Below are 16,228 nucleotides of genomic sequence, written 5' to 3'. Positions count from 1 at the left end.
GAAGCATCAGCGTGCAATCACTCCGTACCGGGGTGCTGCTCCTGCTGGCCGCCGTCCCCGTGCTGCTCTTCGGCAGCGCGGGGACGGCGCAGGCGCACCCCTTCGGCACCCCGCCCGTCGTCAGGATCGAGGCGGACGGCCCGGTCGTGGACGCGGCCTGGTCCGCGCAGAAGGACGACATCGCCGTCGTGAAGAAGCATTCCGGTGGCGACGTGGCTCGATATCTGCGCTCGCACATCGTCGTACGTCAGGACGGAGCCCTCTGCCGCGTCGCGAAGGCGGACGGCATGAGACTCCGCTTCGTCTGCCGCCGTCCGGTGGACCGCATCACCCTGACGGTCACCGCGCTGACAGACGTCAACCCCGCCTACCGCACGCTCTCCGTGACGGACCAGGGCGGCGGCGGACTGCACACGGCGAAGGAGCCCACGCGGGAGCTCTCCCTCGTGTCGGGCGAATCCGGTGCGGGATCCGGCTCGCCGGCTCCGAACGGGATGTGGACGACCGACCTGGCGTCATTGCTCGACCATGGCGCGGCGCTTCCCACGGCGCTGCTCGTGGCTGCGGCTGTGGGCGCGCTCCATGCCTGTGCGCCCGGACACGGCAAGTCGCTGGCCGCCGGCTATCTCGTGGGCGGCCGGGGCAGGCCCCGCGACGCGATGTGGCTCGGCGGGATCGTCGCTGTGATGCACACGTTCTCTGTCGCGGTCCTGGCCGTCGGCTGGTGGCTGCTGGCCAAGAGCACGCCGGACATGGCGACGCTCACGGGATGGCTGCAACTGGTCGCGGCGCTGGTGGTGGTGGGGGTGGGTGTGCGCCTGCTGTACACGCATCTACGTCACCGCAAGCAGGTCGATGCGCATGCACAGGCGGATCACGGGACCGGGCAGGGTGGTCGTCGTGATCACGGCCACGGGCATGGGCATGGGCATGGGCATGGGTACGGCGGTGGTCGTGATCACGGGCACAGCCACAGTCACCACATCCCCGACGCGCCGTCCCTGCTCACCTGGCGGGGGCTCGTCCTGCTCGGCGCGGCCGGCGGGCTGCTGCCCTCGCCCTCGGCGTTCCTCGTCCTGCTGGCCGGGCTCCTCACCGGCAAGGTGGCCGTTGCCTTGGTGTTGGTCGCCGCGTTCGGCGTCGGTATGGCCGTGACGCTCACCGGCGTCGGAGTGCTTGTGCTGCACAGTCGTGACGCCTTTCTCGACCGGCTCTCGCGCTCACGGGCCCTGCGCACCTGGAGCATGAGAATTCCGCTGTTCGCGGCCTCGGCAGTGGTGGTCGGCGGGACGGTGGCGTCGGCACTGGCCGCGGGACAACTCCTGGCACCCTGATTGATGCACCGGGCTGGGCGTCTGGGGCATCGTCGGAATTCATTCCATGTCGGCCGGTGGTGGTCGTGAGTCTTCCGGCAGTGGTCACCAAGACGTCCAGCGAGGCCCGTCACGAACTCCCGTGCTTCCGTCAGGATGGTCGATGCGGAGTCGAGCGCCCGGGTCCGACGTGCCACGCGGGATCTCACCGGTCGAGGCCCTGCGCAACACTGTGGCGGTGGAACTGGAAGACGCTGAGCCGCAAGAGGAGTTGTGGCGCCGGCGCCTGGACGCCCAGGTGCTGTGCGCACTGCCGGATCCTCTCGCGCGCTCTGTCGGCGCCGACTTGGCCGACGGGACCGGGCCGCCGGAACCGACCTGGACCGCCCGGGGCCTCAAAATGCCGTCGAGACTTCAACCGGAACAACAGCATCCCTGTGGCGGGCTGCCGCCAGGGGTCAAGAGAGGTGTCATGAAACAAGAATTCGAGTTCTTTGCGGGAGACACTGCGCCGTGGCGGGAAGCCGCGCAGCCGGGCACCGAGGAGAAGGTGTTGTCGCGGGACCCGGATGACCCCGATGTGCTGACCCGGCTCGTGCGCTGGCTGCCCGGTCTCGACGCCAGTGCCGCTGGAGTGATCACCCACGACTATGTCGAGGAGGTGTACCTGCTGGAAGGCGACCTGGTCGACCTCACGCTCGGGCAGACGTTCGGGCCAGGCCACTACGCGAGTCGCCGGCCCGGGATGCGCCACGGCCCCTACCGCACTCCGGCCGGCTGCACCATGCTCGAAATCCGCTACCGCGCCTGATCTGCGACCAGGGTGAGGGCGCTGCGGTCGAACGACCCGCCCTGCGTTGCGGCGTACGCGACGGGGCAGTGCCGGCCGTCGGGTCGGAAGGACCGTTTGCGTCAGTGAGCCAGCGGCGTGGGGAACGCCGCGTCCGATCTGCCCGGCGGTGGCAGGACCGACGCAGGCGCCTCGCATTCCAGGGAGGTCCCGGGTCGTGCCCCGTCCGTCAGCCCCGCCGTTTCGGTCGCAGCAGTTGTTCCCGTAGCGCCGTGAGCTGGTGGGAGGAGTCCACCGCGCGGGACTCGTCGAGCGTGGCGAGCGCGAGCAGGAGTGCGTCGGCGACGAGGAGGCCGGTCAGTGACTCCGCCGTGATGCCGGTCGGGGTGTGCGGCGCGGTCAGGACCGCCTCGACGAGGTCCTCGTAGGCTTCGCCCAGTTCGTCCGTCACCAGGACGACCTTGGCGCCGACCGCACGGGCCCGCTCCATCATCACGGTGAGCTCCACGAGTTGGCGGCCGGGCTGGAAGATGACCACCGCGTCGCCCTGCCCGAGGGCGAGAAGCCGGTCGGCAAGGGCGAAGCCGGTCTCGGAGACGAATCGGGCCCGGCGGCCGATGCGGCCGAGTGCGAGGGCCAGGTGGCGAGCGCCCGGTTCCGAGGCGGCGACGCCGTAGCAGAACACCTCGTGGGCTTCGGCGAGTGCGGTCACCGCGCGCTTCAGGGCGTCCGGTTCGGTGAGGCGCCGGGTCTGGTCGATGCGCTCGCGGGCCTCGTCGAAGACGTCGCTCCAGATGGAGGAGAGGTCCCGGCCCACGTGCGCGATGCGCTGTTTGAGGCGGACCTCGGGGGCGACGGTGGAGGTGAAATCGTTGGCCAGCTCGCGCTTGAGGGCCGGCAGGCCCGCGTAGCCGAGGCGCTGGAGCGCCCGGACGACGGTGGCGTTACTGGTGGAGCTCGCCGTACCCAACTCCTGCGCGCTGGCGAAGAGCAGCTGCTCGACGGGTGCGCTGGCCAGGTACTGCGCCACGGCACGCTCGGAGGTGGACAGTTCCTCCCATTGGTCGCGAATCGCTGCCCGGAGACGCGTCGCGCCGGCCCCATCCTCTGAAATTTCCATTACAACCATTGACTTTCGTGTGATCGGCGTTACTGTCCTGGGCAGAACGTTCCAAGTGGAGCTCTTTCTGAAATCGACGTTACAGGATCCTCCGGTCCTCCGCCGTCGTTCGGGAGCGCTCCGTCGCGAGGAGAACAATGACACCCCGTCCCACGGAAACCGCCCCCACCCGGGTCCTTCCGGTCATCGAGATCTCCGGCAGCCCGCTCGACCGGGGCCGGCAGTACGGCGAGGCCGTGCGGCCCCAACTGCACGCCGCCCTCGCCTACTACGAGGAGGCCTTCGGCCAGTCCGCCGGACTGACCTGGGACCGCGTCACCGCACGCGCCGCCCGCTGGCTGGAGCCCGTACGCGACTACGCACCCCACCTCGTCGACGAGATGCGGGGCATCGCGGACGGCGCCGGAGTCGACCTGCTCGACGTCCTCGCCCTGAACGCGCGGGGCGAGGTCATCTACGACAAGTCCTTCGCGCAGATGGAGGCCGACGGCAGGACAGCCGAGGAGGAGCCCGCCGAGGGCTGCACCTCCTTCGCCGCCTACGGCGAAGCCAGCGGCGACGGGCACGTCTACGCCGGGCAGAACTGGGACTGGCGAGCCGGGGTCGCGGACACCGTCGTCATGATCCGGATCGTCCAGCCCCCCAAGCCGACCCTGATCATGCAGGTCGAGGCCGGCCAGATCGGGCGCCAGGGCGCCAACTCCGCCGGGATCGCCTTCAACGCCAACGGGCTCGGCGGCCGCTTCGACGACGCGATCGGCCTGCCCCAGACCGTCGTGCGCCGCAGCGTCCTCGACCAGAGCAACATCACCGACGCCCTCGACGTGCTCTGCCGCACCCGCGCCCACATCGCCAGCAACGCCCTGCTGACCTGCCGCGAGGGCTTCGCCATCGACCTGGAGACGACGCCGGCGGGACACGGCTGGATGTATCCGACCGACGGCCTGCTGGTGCACGGCAACCACTACCAGGCAGGCATCCCCGCCCAGTTGGCGACCGCCGGCTACCGGCCCATGTCGTCCGACTCTCTGGTCCGCGTGCCGCGCGCCGAGCAGGGACTCAGGGCGTTGCGCGGCTCCGCCGGGCCCGACGAATCTCGCAAGATCATCCGCCATGCCATGTCGGACCACCTCGGTCTCCCCGAGTCCCTGTGCACGCACCCGGACCCCCGGCAGCCGGCCCTCAAGCACTGGATGACGCTCGTCTCCTCCCTGGCCGACCTGACCACCGGCGACTACCACGTGACCGCCGGAACCCCTTGCGACCGCGAGTACCAGCACCTCCCCTGGAACCTCTACGACGGCCCGTACGGCCAGAACTGACAGGAAATCAGCGATGACCCACACCAGTTCCAGAAGAAGGGCGGCCGTGGCCGCGGGCCTCGTCGCCGCGACGATCGCCGCGGCCGCGGGCTGCAGCGGAGCCACCCGGAACACCGCGGGCGGCTCCGCGACCGCCGACGCCGCCAAGCTCACCCTCACCCCCACGACCACCGCCGCCAACGGTGAACTGGCCAACGCCAATTGGCTCCTGGAGGACGAGCCCGACTCACTCGACCTGGACACCCAGGGCACCAGCGCGGGCCGCGTCGTCCTCACCAACGTCTGCGAACGCCTCTATCAACTGCAGCCCGACATGTCGACGAAGCCCCTCCTCGCCGAGAAGGCCCGTACACCGGACGACAAGACCCTCGTCCTCACCCTGCGCTCGGGCGTCACCTTCCACGACGGCACCCCGATGACCGCCGACGACGTGCTGTGGAGCCTGAAGCGGCACGCCGACCCCGACATGGAACAGGGCGACGAGTTCGGCAACATCGCCGCGATGAAGAAGACCGGCGTCCGCCAGATCACGATCACCTTCAAGGCACCGGACGCCATGTTCTTCAAGGCACTCGCGGGCGACGCGGGCATCGTATGGAACAAGGAGCAGGTCGAGAAGGCCGGCAAGGACTTCGGCACCCCCGGACAGCCCGACGCCTGCACCGGTCCGTACGAGCTGAGCAGCTGGAAGTCCGGCGACTCCATCACCATCCGCCGCTACGACTCCTACTGGGGCAGGAAGCCGCTGACGAAGCAGGTCACCTTCCGCTGGGCCGCCGACAGTGCGCTCGTCAACGCCCTGACGACCGGCGCGGCGGACGGCGCGTACGCCGAATCGCCCAACACCGCCGCCGCCCTCCAGGGCAAGAAGGGCATCGAGCAGTACTACGGCCCCTCCACCGCGTCGCTCGTCCTCATTCCCACCGAGCGCGGCGGACTGAAGGACGCCAAGGTCCGCCGGGCGCTGTCCCTCGCGCTCGACCGCAAGGGCATCGCCGCGTCCGGCTACGGCGGCATGGTCCAGCCCTGGGGCACCCCGGTCGGCTCAGGCGCCTGGGGCTACGAGAAGCCCGTCTTCGAAACCGCCCAGAAGGCCGTCGACTACGCCCCCGCCAGCCCCTCGGCCGACGATCTCGCCACCGCCAAGCAGCTGGTGAAGGAGTCCGGGACCGATGCCGCCACCCCGATCGTGATCGGCACGGACGCCAGCCAGGGCCGCACCGTCATCGCCAACGCAGTGCGCGCGGCCCTCCAGCGGATCGGCCTCAAGGGGCAGATCAAGACGGTCCCGACCTCGCAGTTCGAGCAGTTCTACAGCGACCCGCAGGCCCGCGCCGACATCGACGTCCTGGCCGGCGACTGGTACATCTCCAAGGCCGACCCGATGGGCTTCTACGACAACGCCCTGTCGGACTCCTCGAACAACTGGGTCGGCTTCAAGGACGCGGCGTACGACACCGAGGTGAAGAAGGCACTCGCCACCCTCGACGACGCACAGCGGGCCAAGCTCGCGGTCGACGTCCAGAAGAAGTTCACCGACGCCGCCGTGTGGATCTCCGTCGCCCAGGTCCCGTCCGTCCTCGTCCTCAACTCGAAGCTCACCGGACCGCCCGCCTCCATGGCGTACCTCTACTACCCGTGGGCCGCCGAACTCGGCGCGAAGAAGGGCTGACCACCGATGCTTGCCCGGATCTCCCGGCGCCTCGCCGGACTGCTCGCCACCCTAGTCGCCGCGTCCTTCGTCATCTTCGCCGCCGTGTACGCGGCACCCGGCGACCCCGCCGTCTTCCTGGCCGGCGGCCGTGACAAGCTCACCCCCGAAAAGCTCGACCTGGTGCGCGCGCAGTACCACCTCGACGAGCCGCTCGTCGTGCAGTACGGGCGCTGGCTCGGCGACTGTCTCCACTTCGACCTCGGCCGGTCCTTCAAGTACGGCGACCAGGTAGCCGACCTGGTCAGCGCCCGCTTGCCGACGACGCTCGGCCTCGTCGCCTACGCGACCGTGCTCTTCGTCGTCCTCGGCGTCGGCGCGGGAATCCTCGCCGCCGTGCGCCGCGGCACCTGGATCGACTCGGCGGTCGTCGGCGGCACGACACTCGCCGCGTCGGTGCCCTCGTTCGTCTCGGCGATCGCCCTGGTCGCCCTGTTCGGAGTCCAGCTCGGCTGGTTCCCGGTGTCGGGCAGCGGCGAGGGCCTAGCCGGCGGACTGCACCATCTGACCCTGCCCGCCTTGTCGCTCGCACTGGGGGCGCTCGCTCTGATCAGCCGCGTCACCCGGCAGTCGATGGTCGACGCGGGTGCGGCCGACCACGTGGAGGCCGCCCGTGCCTCCGGCATCCCTGAGAGCGAGATCGTGCGCCGGCACATCCTGCGCAACGCACTCGGCCCGATCGTCACCATGTGCGGCCTCGTCATGGCGGGCATGCTCGCCGGCACCGTCGTCGTCGAGACGGCGTTCGGGATCAGCGGCGTCGGATCACTGCTCGTCGGCGCGATCAACACCCACGACTTCCCGGTCGCACAGGCCGTACTCCTCCTCATGGTCACCGGCTACATCGTGGTCACCACCCTCGTCGACCTGGTCCACCCGCTGCTCGACCCGCGGGTGAAGGAGGCCGCCGCATGAGCGCCCAGACCCTCGCACCCATCGGCCTGAAACCCGCGAAGGGCCGGCGCCCCTTCGGCGTCGTCGTCGCGGGCGGCGTGATGACCCTCGTCGTACTCGCCGCAGTCCTCGCACCCCTGCTCGCCCCGTACGCACCCGACACCATCGACCTCTCGGCGTCCCTCGTCGGCACAAGCGGCGACCATCTTCTCGGCACCGACTCCTCCGGGCAGGACCTGCTCTCCCGAGTCCTGTACGGAGCCCGCACCAGCCTCATCGCCCCGATCCTGCTGCTGGCCATCGCGGCACTCCTCGGTGTCACCCTCGGCACGCTCGCCGCCTGGCGCGGCGGCTGGGCGGACACCCTCGTCTCCCGCCTCACCGACGTCATGTACGCGTTCCCCGGGCTCCTGTTCACCGTCCTGATCATCGCTGTGTTCGGCTCCGGCATGACGACGTCCGTGCTGGCGCTCGGCCTCGCGTACACCCCGACCGTCGCCAAGTACACCCGCTCGGTGGCGCTCGCCGAGCGCCGCAAGCCGTACATCGACGCCTACCGGGTCCTGGGCATGGGCGGCGCACGGATCTGCGCCCGCTTCCTCGTCCCCAACCTCGGCCGGTCCGTCGTCGGCTATCTCGTCGTCCTCTTCGGCGAGGCCCTGATGTCCCTGGCCACGCTCTCCTACCTGGGATTCGGCGCCCAGCCGCCCAGCTCCGACTGGGGACTGATGGTCCAGGAGGGGCAGGCCGCCGTCGTCCAGGGCGCGCTCCTGCCCGCACTGGTCCCGGGCTTCGCCATCGCCCTCGTCGTGGTGTCCTTCAACGTCGTCGGGGTCTGGGCCGCCGACCGACTCGGCAGCAGGAAGTAGCCATGCTCCTCGACATCGACAACCTCACCCTCCAACTGCCCGGCACCGCCCGGCCGGTCCTCAGCGGCGTCTCCCTCCAGGTGGCGAGCGGCGAAGTGGTCGGCCTGGTGGGCGAGTCCGGCTCGGGCAAGTCGACCACCGCCAAGGCGGCCCTGCGCACGCTTCCCGACGGAACAGCCCTGTCCGGATCCGTACGCGTCGACGGTACGGACGTCCTCGACCTGACCGGCGACGACCTGCGCCGCCACCGTTCCCGTACGGTCGCCATGGTCCACCAGGACCCGCGCTCCGTCCTCAACCCGGTCCGCCGGGTCGGCGACTTCCTCGTCGAACGATTGACGGGAACCGGCCTCGACAAGAAGACGGCCCGCACCCGCGCCGTCGAACTCCTCGACACCGTCGGCCTCTCCGACCCCGAACGCCGGGCCCGCCAGCGCCCGCACGAACTGTCCGGAGGCATGCTCCAGCGCGTCGTCATCGCCGGCGCCCTCGCCGCCGAACCCCGGCTCCTGCTCGCCGACGAGGCGACCAGCGCTCTGGACGTCACGACCCAGGCGGAAATCCTCTCGCTGCTGCGTACCCTGCGCGCCGACCGGAGCCTGGGCCTGCTGTTCATCACGCACGACCTCCACCTGGCCGCCGCGTACTGCGACCGCGTGTACGTCATGTACGCGGGCCGCGTTGTCGAGCAACAGCCCGCCACCCGGCTCTTCGACCGGCCACGTCACCCCTACACGAAGGGACTGCTCGCCTGTTCGCCGACGCTGGGGGAGGGGCGTCGCGAGTTGCGTCCGATCCCCGGGCGCCCACCGTCCCTCGCGGACACGTTCGGCGGCTGCGAGTTCGCGGACCGCTGCGCCGACGCGGAACCGGCGTGCTCGACCTGGACGCCCGAGCCGTCGCCCCTGTCCGGCGGGGGCAGCGCTGCCTGTCGCCGACTGCCCGAACTCGCCGGCCCGGGCCCGGCCCTGTCGAAGAGGAGCGCCCGATGACCGCCGAAGTGCCGCAGGACGTACCGCTGTTGGCGGTGGAAGGACTGCACAAGACGTACGGTCTGCCCGGCGGGGGGCGTCTCACCGCAGCCGACAGTGTCACCTTCACCGTCCCGGCGGGCGGCTCGCTCGGCATCGTCGGCGAGTCCGGATCCGGCAAGACGACCGTCGCGCGCATGCTCGTCGGCCTCGTACGGCCGGACGCCGGCACCGTCTCCGTCGCCGGCTGGACCCGCACACCACGCACCCCGCGCGGCAGCCGGGCACGCCTCGCGCGGGCCCGCGAGATCCAGATGGTCTTCCAGGACCCGTACGTGTCCCTGGACCCCCGGCTCACGTCCAGACAGTGCCTGACCACGGCCCTGCGCCTGCACGGCCGGGAGGAGTCCCTCGCCGACGGACTTCTGGAACAGGTAGGCCTCGGCGCACGTGAGTCGGGGGCCAGGCCGCACGGCCTGTCCGGCGGCCAGCGCCAGCGGCTCGCCATCGCGCGGGCGCTGGCGGTCGACCCCGAGGTGCTGGTCCTAGACGAGGCGGTGGCCGCGCTCGACGTGTCGATCCAGGCGCAGATCCTGCACCTGCTCGAAGAGATCCGCCGCGACACCGGGGTCGCTCTCGTCTTCGTCAGCCACGACCTGGCGGTCGTCCAGCACATCACGGACGAGGTCGTGGTCATGCGCCGAGGCACCGTGGTCGAACAGGGCCCGACGGCCGATGTCCTGGCCGGCCCGCAGGACCCGTACACGCGGCTGTTGCTCGCCTCGGTGCCACGCGCGGGCTGGGACCCGGCGGACGCGGTCAGGGCGCGAGCGGCCACGGTGTGAACGATCTGATCGGCCGAGCCCGTCCCCTGCGCCGGTGAGCGGCACCCTGCCGACGGCCCGGTGTGCGGACCGTCGCCAGGGTGCCCTGCGGAATCAGCCGTGTCAGGACAGTGGCTCCACCCACACGTCCCGGAATCGCACCTTGTTCCCGTGGTCCTGGAGCCGGATCGCGCCGGCCGCCGCGGACTCCGGGTCACCCGCGCCCGTCGGGCCGTCGACCGCCACGTTGTCATGGACCTTCTTGCCGTTCCACACCACCGTGATCCTTGCGTCGGACGTCTTCTTGCCGTCCGTGTCGAAGCGGGCCGCGCGGAACGTGATGTCGTACGTCTGCCAAGTCTCCGGCGCAGTGGACGCGTTGAGATCGGCGGCCTTCTTCAGGTAGATCGCCCCCGCCTCGTTGTCCGCGAGTTTCTCCACACCGAACGAGTCGAGGATCTGCACCTCGTAACGCTCCTGGAGATAGACCCCGCTGTTGCCCCGGTTCTGTCCGGTCACGTCGTCCGGGAGCTTCGGCACGCGGAACTCGACGTGCAGCTTGAAGTCCTGGAAGTGCTGCTTCGTGCGCAGGTCGCCGCAGCAGACCTCCATGGACCTCTCCGCGGTGTGCGGCCATTCCGCGCTGCGGCCGTCGGAGTGCTGCCAGGCGGTGGAGATGCTCCCGCCGGAGAACAGGTCGATCCGGGCGCCGGGCCGGCGCACGTCGAGCGCGTCGAGATTCACATGACCGGTGTCATCGGACCCGACGGAGTACGTGATCGTGTTGCGGCCCTTGCGCAGTTCGAGCCGCTCGGTCCTGGTGGACCAGCGGTTCCACTCGCCCGTGGACGGCAGGCTCGTCCGCTTCGGTTCGCCGCCGTTGACAGTGACGCTGATCGTCTTCGTGCCCGGCGCGGGGTGCGGGCCGTTCGCGTACCGCAGGCCCACGTCGTACATGCCCTTCTTGTCGACCGTGACGTCGAAGCTCGCTTTCGCCCCCTGCTCACCGAAGCCGTCGACGAACCCCCCGCCGGTGTAGCCGGCGTGCTCCGTGTCGATGCCGGCAGTGCCGGAGAGCTTCGCGGCCTCGGCGTCGTACGTGGTGACCGGCTCCTCGGGGCCAGGCTTGGCGTTGAGCGTGTACCAGGCCTCGGTCGACCACAGCTGCTCGCCCTCGGACGACGAGAACGGACGGGGCGAGCGCACGTGCACCACGCGGTCCGGCTTCAGGCCCGGGACGGTGAGCCGGACCTTGCGGCGGTCGTCGGAGAGCATCGCCGACGCGACCGGCAGCGACTCCTCGTCGACCTTCGGCCCGCCGTACGCGGGTGTCGGCACATAGCGCCACTGCTCGACGGAGTACGCGCCCTCGGTCAGCTTGGTCGCGGTCTCCTCGGACAGGGGCTTGGTGTAGGTGAGTTCGAAGCCGTCGCGGGTGGCGCGCATCGTCTTGATGTCGAAGGCGGTCTTCCCGGTCGGCGTCAGCTTCTGCAGTCCGAAACGGAGCTTGCCCTCCTGGCCCCAGTTGCCGTCGGCGCCGAGCCCGCCGGTGTAGATCGCGCCGTCGGGCCCGGTGCTGATCCGGGTGACGCCGGACTCGAGGCCCTGCGTGTGCCGGAACACCGCGCCCTGGTACTCGCCGGCGACCTTCTCCAGGTCGGCCCGCTGGAGTCCTCCGTAGGTGACGTCACCGAAGACCATCTGCCCGGCGAACGGCCCCTTCTTCAACTGCATAGGTGTACTGGGGGAGTTGGCGATCTCGTTCTGCGGAAGCCAGAGCGCCGGCTTGGTGACGGGCTTGTCGTCGAACGGACCGTCCGGGTTCATGTAGTGGTTGAAGAACCGGTCCTGCTTGATGTGTACCAGCTTGGACGCGGGCAGCCAGCCGCCCTGGTTGTCCGCGACGAACAGATCGTCGCCCGGTCCGCGCCCGATCCCGTTCGGGGTGCGCAGGCCGCCGGCGAGGTAACTGACCTTGCCCGACGCCTTGTTGACCTTGATGGTCGTACCGCGGTTCGGCGCGGGCTGCGGATCGGTGCTCGCTCCGCCGTAGTTGATCGCGACCGAAAGGTTCAGATAGAAGTCGCCCTTGTCGTAGAGCAGCCCGAAGGCGAACTCGTGGAAGTTCCCGCCGTACGGCCACTCGGCGATTTTCCGCTTCTCGTCGACGACGTCGTCGCCGTCGGTGTCGTCGAGTTCGGTCAGTTGATGCTTCTCGGAGACATACAGCTTTCCGTCCACGTACTTGATCCCCATCGGCTCCTTGAGCCCGTCGGCGATCTTCTTGTACGTGACCTTGTCGGGCCCGGTGTCGCCGGTGACGTGGTCGAGGAGGTACACCTCGCCCTTCGTCTCGGTGCTGCCGCCCCAGGTGGTGATCGCAAGGCGGTCGTCGGGCAGCCAGTCCATCGCGGAGACCTGCGGCTCGAAGCCCTTGGGCCGCAGGTCGGTCAGCTTGTACCCCGGGTTGACCTCGGTCAGCGGCAGCCCGTCTCCGGGGGTGTCGTACGTTCCCTCGCACTCCTTGCGACCGGGCGCCGTCACGCGTACGACATCGGCGTCCGTGCTCAGCACGGAGTTCGGCACCGTGGTGAACCCATCCGCTCCCGGCGGCTTCCACTGCAGGGTGACCTGCTGGCCGCCACCCGCGTCGAAGTGGTCGATGCGCAGCGACTGGTAACCGGCGTTCAGCGTGATCTCGCCGTCCTTGGGCTCGGCTCCGTGCAGCCCGTCGTGATCGATGACCTTCTGTTCGCCGAGGAAGAGCCGCGACCCGTCGTCGCTGATCAGACGGAAGCCGTACGAGCCGGCCTCCGGCACCTTCAGATTGCCGGTGATCTGCGACACGAAGTTGTTCTCGAACCCGAACCCGTCGGTGGAGTTCCAGTCGGCGGTGGGGATCAGCTTGTCGACGTTCGGGGTCTGCGCGGGTTTGAGGTCGCAGAGTTTGCTCAGTGGTGACCGGACGTCGAAGACGCGCAGGGTCACGCCCGGTTCCTGCGGGGGCAGATCCGCGAACGGCCGCGGACTGTCATCGGCCGCGCCCGGCGTCGGGGCGACCAGGCCGGTACCGAGGAGTGCGGTGAGCAGCAGCCCGGTGGCTCTTCGGGCGCCGCGACGTCTGGAGCGGGACATGTGCACGGGGCGTGGTGTCACTCTTCCTCCTGCGTGGTTCCGCTGTGGGTAACGCAGACTTCTGTGGCCGAGCGACGCTCAGCGTAGGGACGGGGTCGCGGAGCGTCCACGCTTTGTCCACAGAAAAGAAAAACTGAAAGGGAGTTGGCCGAGACGCTGCCACCTGAACGCTCTTGCGCCACGCTCGGTCCTGGTCGGCCGCCGCCGCGTTCCCCTGCGCCTCGTGTGTGCTCCACCATGCGGCTGTGTCACCCGGGAGCGCGCCGGGCCGGCACGGCGCGCTGATGTCGTGGCCCTTCCGAGCGGCGCAACGGTGACGGCCCACAGTCCACGTCCCTTCGAGGTGGGGCGCGTCTCCATTACGGTCGCCGACCGGCCGGACGTAACTTCCCTGCAACTCCTGGGACATGTACCGCTGTCCGATGCCGGGCGGCCAGGGCCGGGGGTTGTCCGTCTCCCCATCCCTCGCGATCACCTGGTGGCACGATGCATCCTGCTTCCCCCCACTCCTCGCGGCGCGGCTTCCGACGCGTGCTGCGGCCTGCCGACCGCGGACGGCGGTCGCGTTCCGGGTCCGCGGTCGCGCTGGTGCTGTCCGTGGTGGCCCTGGTTCTCGGGCTGCTGTCCCCGGCGCCGGCGCAAGCCGCGTCCCTGCAGGAGGTGACGAGTTTCGGCTCCAACCCCGGCAGTCTGCAGATGTTCCGCTACGTCCCCGACGGGTTGCCGTCCGGGCGCCCGCTGGTGGTCGCCATGCACGGCTGCACCCAGTCGGCCTCGGCGTTCGACGACGAGACCGGCTGGACGAAGTGGGCCGATGCCTGGGGCTTCGCGCTGGTGCTGCCCCAGCAGAAGAGCGCCAACAACGCCAACTCGTGCTTCAACTGGTTCCAGTCGTCCGACTTCTCGCGCGGTCAGGGCGAGGCCTTGTCCATCAAGCAGATGGTCGACAAGACGGCGGCCGACTACGGGACCGATCCCGCACGTGTCTATGTCACCGGCCTGTCCGCGGGAGGGGCCATGACCGCGGTCATGGCGGCCTCCTACCCGGACGTCTTCTCCGGCGCGGCGGTGGCCGCCGGCCTTCCCTTCGACTGCGCCCGCAGCGTCACCGAGGGGCTGAGCTGTATGAACCCCGGCAGCAACCTCACCCCGCAGCAGTGGGGCGACAAGGTACGCGCGGCCGATCCCGGCTACAGCGGTCCCTACCCGACGGTGGCGGTGTGGCAGGGCTCCCAGGACACGACTGTCGCGCCGATGAACATGACCGAGCTCGTGGAGCAGTGGACCAACGTCCACGGCACCGACACCACGGCCGACGTGAGCGACACCGTGCAGGGCTTCCCGCACAAGGTCTACCAGGACGCTTCCGGCCGCGCCGTCGTCGAGTCGTACAGCATCACGGGCATGTCCCACGGTCAGCCGGTCGACCCCGGCACCGGAGCCACCCAGTGCGGCACGGCCAGCCAGTACCTGCCGGACATGAACATCTGCGCCTCGTACTGGATCGGACACTCCTGGGGGCTCGACGCCACCGACGGCGGTGGCTCCCTGCCCGCCCCGACAGGGCTCACCGTCAGCGCCACCACCGACACCTCGGCGTCCCTGTCCTGGACCGCCGTCGACGGTGCGGCCTCCTACCGCGTCTACCGCGGCGGCACCCAGGTCGGCTCGCCTGCCTCGACCTCGTTCACCGACACCGGGCTCGCCCCCGGCACGACGTACAGCTACACCGTGGCCGCCGTGGACGGCTCCGGGGCCGTAGGCGCGTCCTCCACCGGGGCACAGGCGACCACGACCGGGGCCACCCACCACTGCTACACCGACAACAACTACAACCAGGTCGCCGCCGGACGTGCCCACCAGAGCCTCGGCTACGTCTATGCCAACGGCTCCAACCAGAACATGGGCCTGTACAACCTCTACGTCACCCACACCCTGGAGGAGACCTCGCCCGGCAGCTTCGTGATCGCCGACTCGGGGTGCCCGTCCTGACGGACCCATCCGCTGCGGCGGCTTCACCTTCACTGGGTGAAGCCGCCGCAGCACGTCATCACCTGTCCTGTGATGGGGGCGATTTGTGCGGTGGTCTCAGCAGGCACCGCGTCTCCGGCCGCCTCCTCACCGACCGAGTCGGCCGGTCTCGGCTCCAGCGCCAACAGCTCCGCGCTCAGTTGAACGGGTATGTCCTGGACATCCGGACCTGGGCGTCTCGGCCAGGGTGTCTGAAGAGCTTCGGTGTGCGACGTGACAAGAGTCGCACCGATGTGAGCACGGAGTGAAGGGCCGATGCTCGAAAGTCCCTTGCACCAGGGCCTTACCGTCCAGTAACCCGCCTGCGGGCGAATTCCGCAGCCCCTGGACAGAGATCCACTGCGTGCTAGCGTCCCGGTCGCCGGGGGGCCGACACAGAACAGTGAGAGGAAACCCGTGGGTCACATGCATCACATGGCCGGAGGCTGGGCGACGCCGGTCCTGTCGTATGCCATGGCAGTCGTCGGATCCGCGCTGGGGTTGCGCTGCACCGTGCGTGCCGTGACAAGCGGGGGACGGTCCAAGAGGAACTGGCTGGTCAGCGCGTCGATCGCGATCGGTGCCGGAATCTGGACCATGCACTTCATCGCGATGCTCGGCTACACCGTCGACGGCACCGCGATCCGCTACGACATCCCGCTCACCCTTCTCAGCCTGCTGGTCGCCATCGCCGTCGTAGGCGCCGGAGTCTTCACCGCCGGATACGGCAAGTCCCGCGTGCGCTCCATCCTGTTCGGTGGCGTCGGCACCGGACTCGGGGTGGCCGCGATGCACTACATCGGCATGGCCGCCGTACAGCTCAACGGCACGATCTCCTACGACCCGGCTGTCGTCACGGCCTCCGTCGTCATCGCGATCGCCGCGTCCTCCGCGGCGCTGTGGGCCGCGCTCTCCGTACGGGGCCCAGCCGTCGCCGCCGTCGCCGCCCTCGTGATGGGACTCGCGGTGAGCAGCATGCACTACACCGGCATGGCCGCGGTCACCGTGGACGTGCATGCGAGCAATGCACCCCTGCCGGGCGCGAGTGCCACCGCGTTCATCCTGCCGCTCGCCGTGGTCCTCGGTTCCTTCCTGTTCCTCACCTGCGCCTTCGTGGCTCTGTCCCCGACGGCGCGGGAACGCGCCGAGGGCGAGGCCGCCGCGCGACCGCTGCACGAGGTCGAGCTTCCGGTCGCCTGATCCGGACTCCCTGAGCAGCCTTCCACCACGGCGCGCGTCCCGCCTTCGCCGCCGCCGTTCCCCGGGCCG

12 protein-coding genes are annotated in these 16,228 nt (G+C 69.8%); 10 read left to right on the top strand and 2 right to left on the bottom strand.

Annotated elements, in window-relative coordinates; translation table 11 throughout:
* Positions 1-11: 11 nt before the first annotated feature.
* Positions 12-1,334 carry a hypothetical protein gene (locus ACZ67T_RS16025; protein WP_469984467.1) on the top strand — a complete coding sequence of 441 codons (1,323 nt, stop codon included), beginning with the start codon at positions 12-14 and terminating at the stop codon, positions 1,332-1,334.
* 217 nt (positions 1,335-1,551) lie between these two features.
* Positions 1,552-2,124, top strand: a complete 573-nt coding sequence (locus ACZ67T_RS16020) for a cupin domain-containing protein (protein WP_469984466.1) — start codon at positions 1,552-1,554, stop codon at positions 2,122-2,124.
* 208 nt (positions 2,125-2,332) lie between these two features.
* On the opposite strand, the gene ACZ67T_RS16015 is transcribed toward ACZ67T_RS16020, so the two are convergent.
* Positions 2,333-3,223, bottom strand: a complete 891-nt coding sequence (locus ACZ67T_RS16015) for a MurR/RpiR family transcriptional regulator (RefSeq protein ID WP_469984465.1) — start codon at positions 3,221-3,223, stop codon at positions 2,333-2,335.
* A 137-nt stretch (positions 3,224-3,360) separates the two neighbouring features.
* Here ACZ67T_RS16015 and ACZ67T_RS16010 point away from each other — a divergent pair, with 137 nt between their 5' ends.
* From ACZ67T_RS16010 to ACZ67T_RS15985, 6 genes are read left to right on the top strand one after another with little or no spacing between them, the layout of a single operon-like run.
* Entirely contained in the window at positions 3,361-4,545 is a 1,185-nt protein-coding gene (locus ACZ67T_RS16010) for a C45 family autoproteolytic acyltransferase/hydolase (protein ID WP_469984463.1), read from the top strand.
* Positions 4,546-4,558: 13 nt separating this feature from the next.
* On the top strand, positions 4,559-6,217 hold the full coding sequence (locus tag ACZ67T_RS16005) for an ABC transporter substrate-binding protein (protein WP_469984461.1): 1,659 nt from the start codon (positions 4,559-4,561) through the stop codon (positions 6,215-6,217).
* Positions 6,218-6,223: 6 nt separating this feature from the next.
* Positions 6,224-7,171 (top strand): ABC transporter permease, encoded by a 948-nt coding sequence (locus ACZ67T_RS16000; RefSeq protein WP_469984460.1) that lies wholly within the window; start codon positions 6,224-6,226, stop codon positions 7,169-7,171.
* On the top strand, positions 7,168-8,019 hold the full coding sequence (locus tag ACZ67T_RS15995) for an ABC transporter permease (RefSeq protein WP_469984458.1): 852 nt from the start codon (positions 7,168-7,170) through the stop codon (positions 8,017-8,019). The genes ACZ67T_RS16000 and ACZ67T_RS15995 overlap by 4 nt, the downstream gene beginning before the upstream one ends.
* Before the next feature lie 2 nt (positions 8,020-8,021).
* The gene (locus ACZ67T_RS15990) at positions 8,022-9,011 is read left to right on the top strand and encodes an ABC transporter ATP-binding protein (RefSeq protein WP_469984456.1); all 990 of its coding nucleotides are present in this window, start codon (positions 8,022-8,024) and stop codon (positions 9,009-9,011) included.
* Positions 9,008-9,835 carry an ABC transporter ATP-binding protein gene (locus tag ACZ67T_RS15985; RefSeq protein WP_469984455.1) on the top strand — a complete coding sequence of 276 codons (828 nt, stop codon included), beginning with the start codon at positions 9,008-9,010 and terminating at the stop codon, positions 9,833-9,835. The genes ACZ67T_RS15990 and ACZ67T_RS15985 overlap by 4 nt, the downstream gene beginning before the upstream one ends.
* Before the next feature lie 102 nt (positions 9,836-9,937).
* On the opposite strand, the gene ACZ67T_RS15980 is transcribed toward ACZ67T_RS15985, so the two are convergent.
* Entirely contained in the window at positions 9,938-12,949 is a 3,012-nt protein-coding gene (locus ACZ67T_RS15980; RefSeq protein WP_469984992.1) for a 3-keto-alpha-glucoside-1,2-lyase-like domain-containing protein, read from the bottom strand.
* A gap of 486 nt (positions 12,950-13,435) precedes the next feature.
* Between ACZ67T_RS15980 and ACZ67T_RS15975 the strand changes: the two genes are divergently transcribed.
* Positions 13,436-14,941, top strand: a complete 1,506-nt coding sequence (locus ACZ67T_RS15975; RefSeq protein ID WP_469984454.1) for an extracellular catalytic domain type 1 short-chain-length polyhydroxyalkanoate depolymerase — start codon at positions 13,436-13,438, stop codon at positions 14,939-14,941.
* A gap of 435 nt (positions 14,942-15,376) precedes the next feature.
* Entirely contained in the window at positions 15,377-16,159 is a 783-nt protein-coding gene (locus ACZ67T_RS15970) for an MHYT domain-containing protein (RefSeq protein ID WP_469984453.1), read from the top strand.
* The last annotated feature ends 69 nt before the right edge of the window (positions 16,160-16,228 follow it).

This window comes from Streptomyces sp. NPDC107517, assembly GCF_055582645.1.
Note: the sequence above shows the minus strand (reverse complement) of the source record. Positions and strands in the feature narration are given on the sequence as shown.

Bases quoted from the DNA above. Each gene is read 5' to 3' on its own strand.
- ACZ67T_RS16015 (WP_469984465.1), bottom strand. From the start codon at position 3,223: ATGGAAATTTCAGAGGATGGGGCCGGCGCGACGCGTCTCCGGGCAGCG.
- ACZ67T_RS16010 (WP_469984463.1), top strand. From the start codon at position 3,361: ATGACACCCCGTCCCACGGAAACCGCCCCCACCCGGGTCCTTCCGGTC.
- ACZ67T_RS16005 (WP_469984461.1), top strand. From the start codon at position 4,559: ATGACCCACACCAGTTCCAGAAGAAGGGCGGCCGTGGCCGCGGGCCTC.
- ACZ67T_RS16000 (WP_469984460.1), top strand. From the start codon at position 6,224: ATGCTTGCCCGGATCTCCCGGCGCCTCGCCGGACTGCTCGCCACCCTA.
- ACZ67T_RS15995 (WP_469984458.1), top strand. From the start codon at position 7,168: ATGAGCGCCCAGACCCTCGCACCCATCGGCCTGAAACCCGCGAAGGGC.
- ACZ67T_RS15990 (WP_469984456.1), top strand. From the start codon at position 8,022: ATGCTCCTCGACATCGACAACCTCACCCTCCAACTGCCCGGCACCGCC.
- ACZ67T_RS15985 (WP_469984455.1), top strand. From the start codon at position 9,008: ATGACCGCCGAAGTGCCGCAGGACGTACCGCTGTTGGCGGTGGAAGGA.
- ACZ67T_RS15980 (WP_469984992.1), bottom strand. From the start codon at position 12,949: ATGTCCCGCTCCAGACGTCGCGGCGCCCGAAGAGCCACCGGGCTGCTG.
- ACZ67T_RS15975 (WP_469984454.1), top strand. From the start codon at position 13,436: ATGCATCCTGCTTCCCCCCACTCCTCGCGGCGCGGCTTCCGACGCGTG.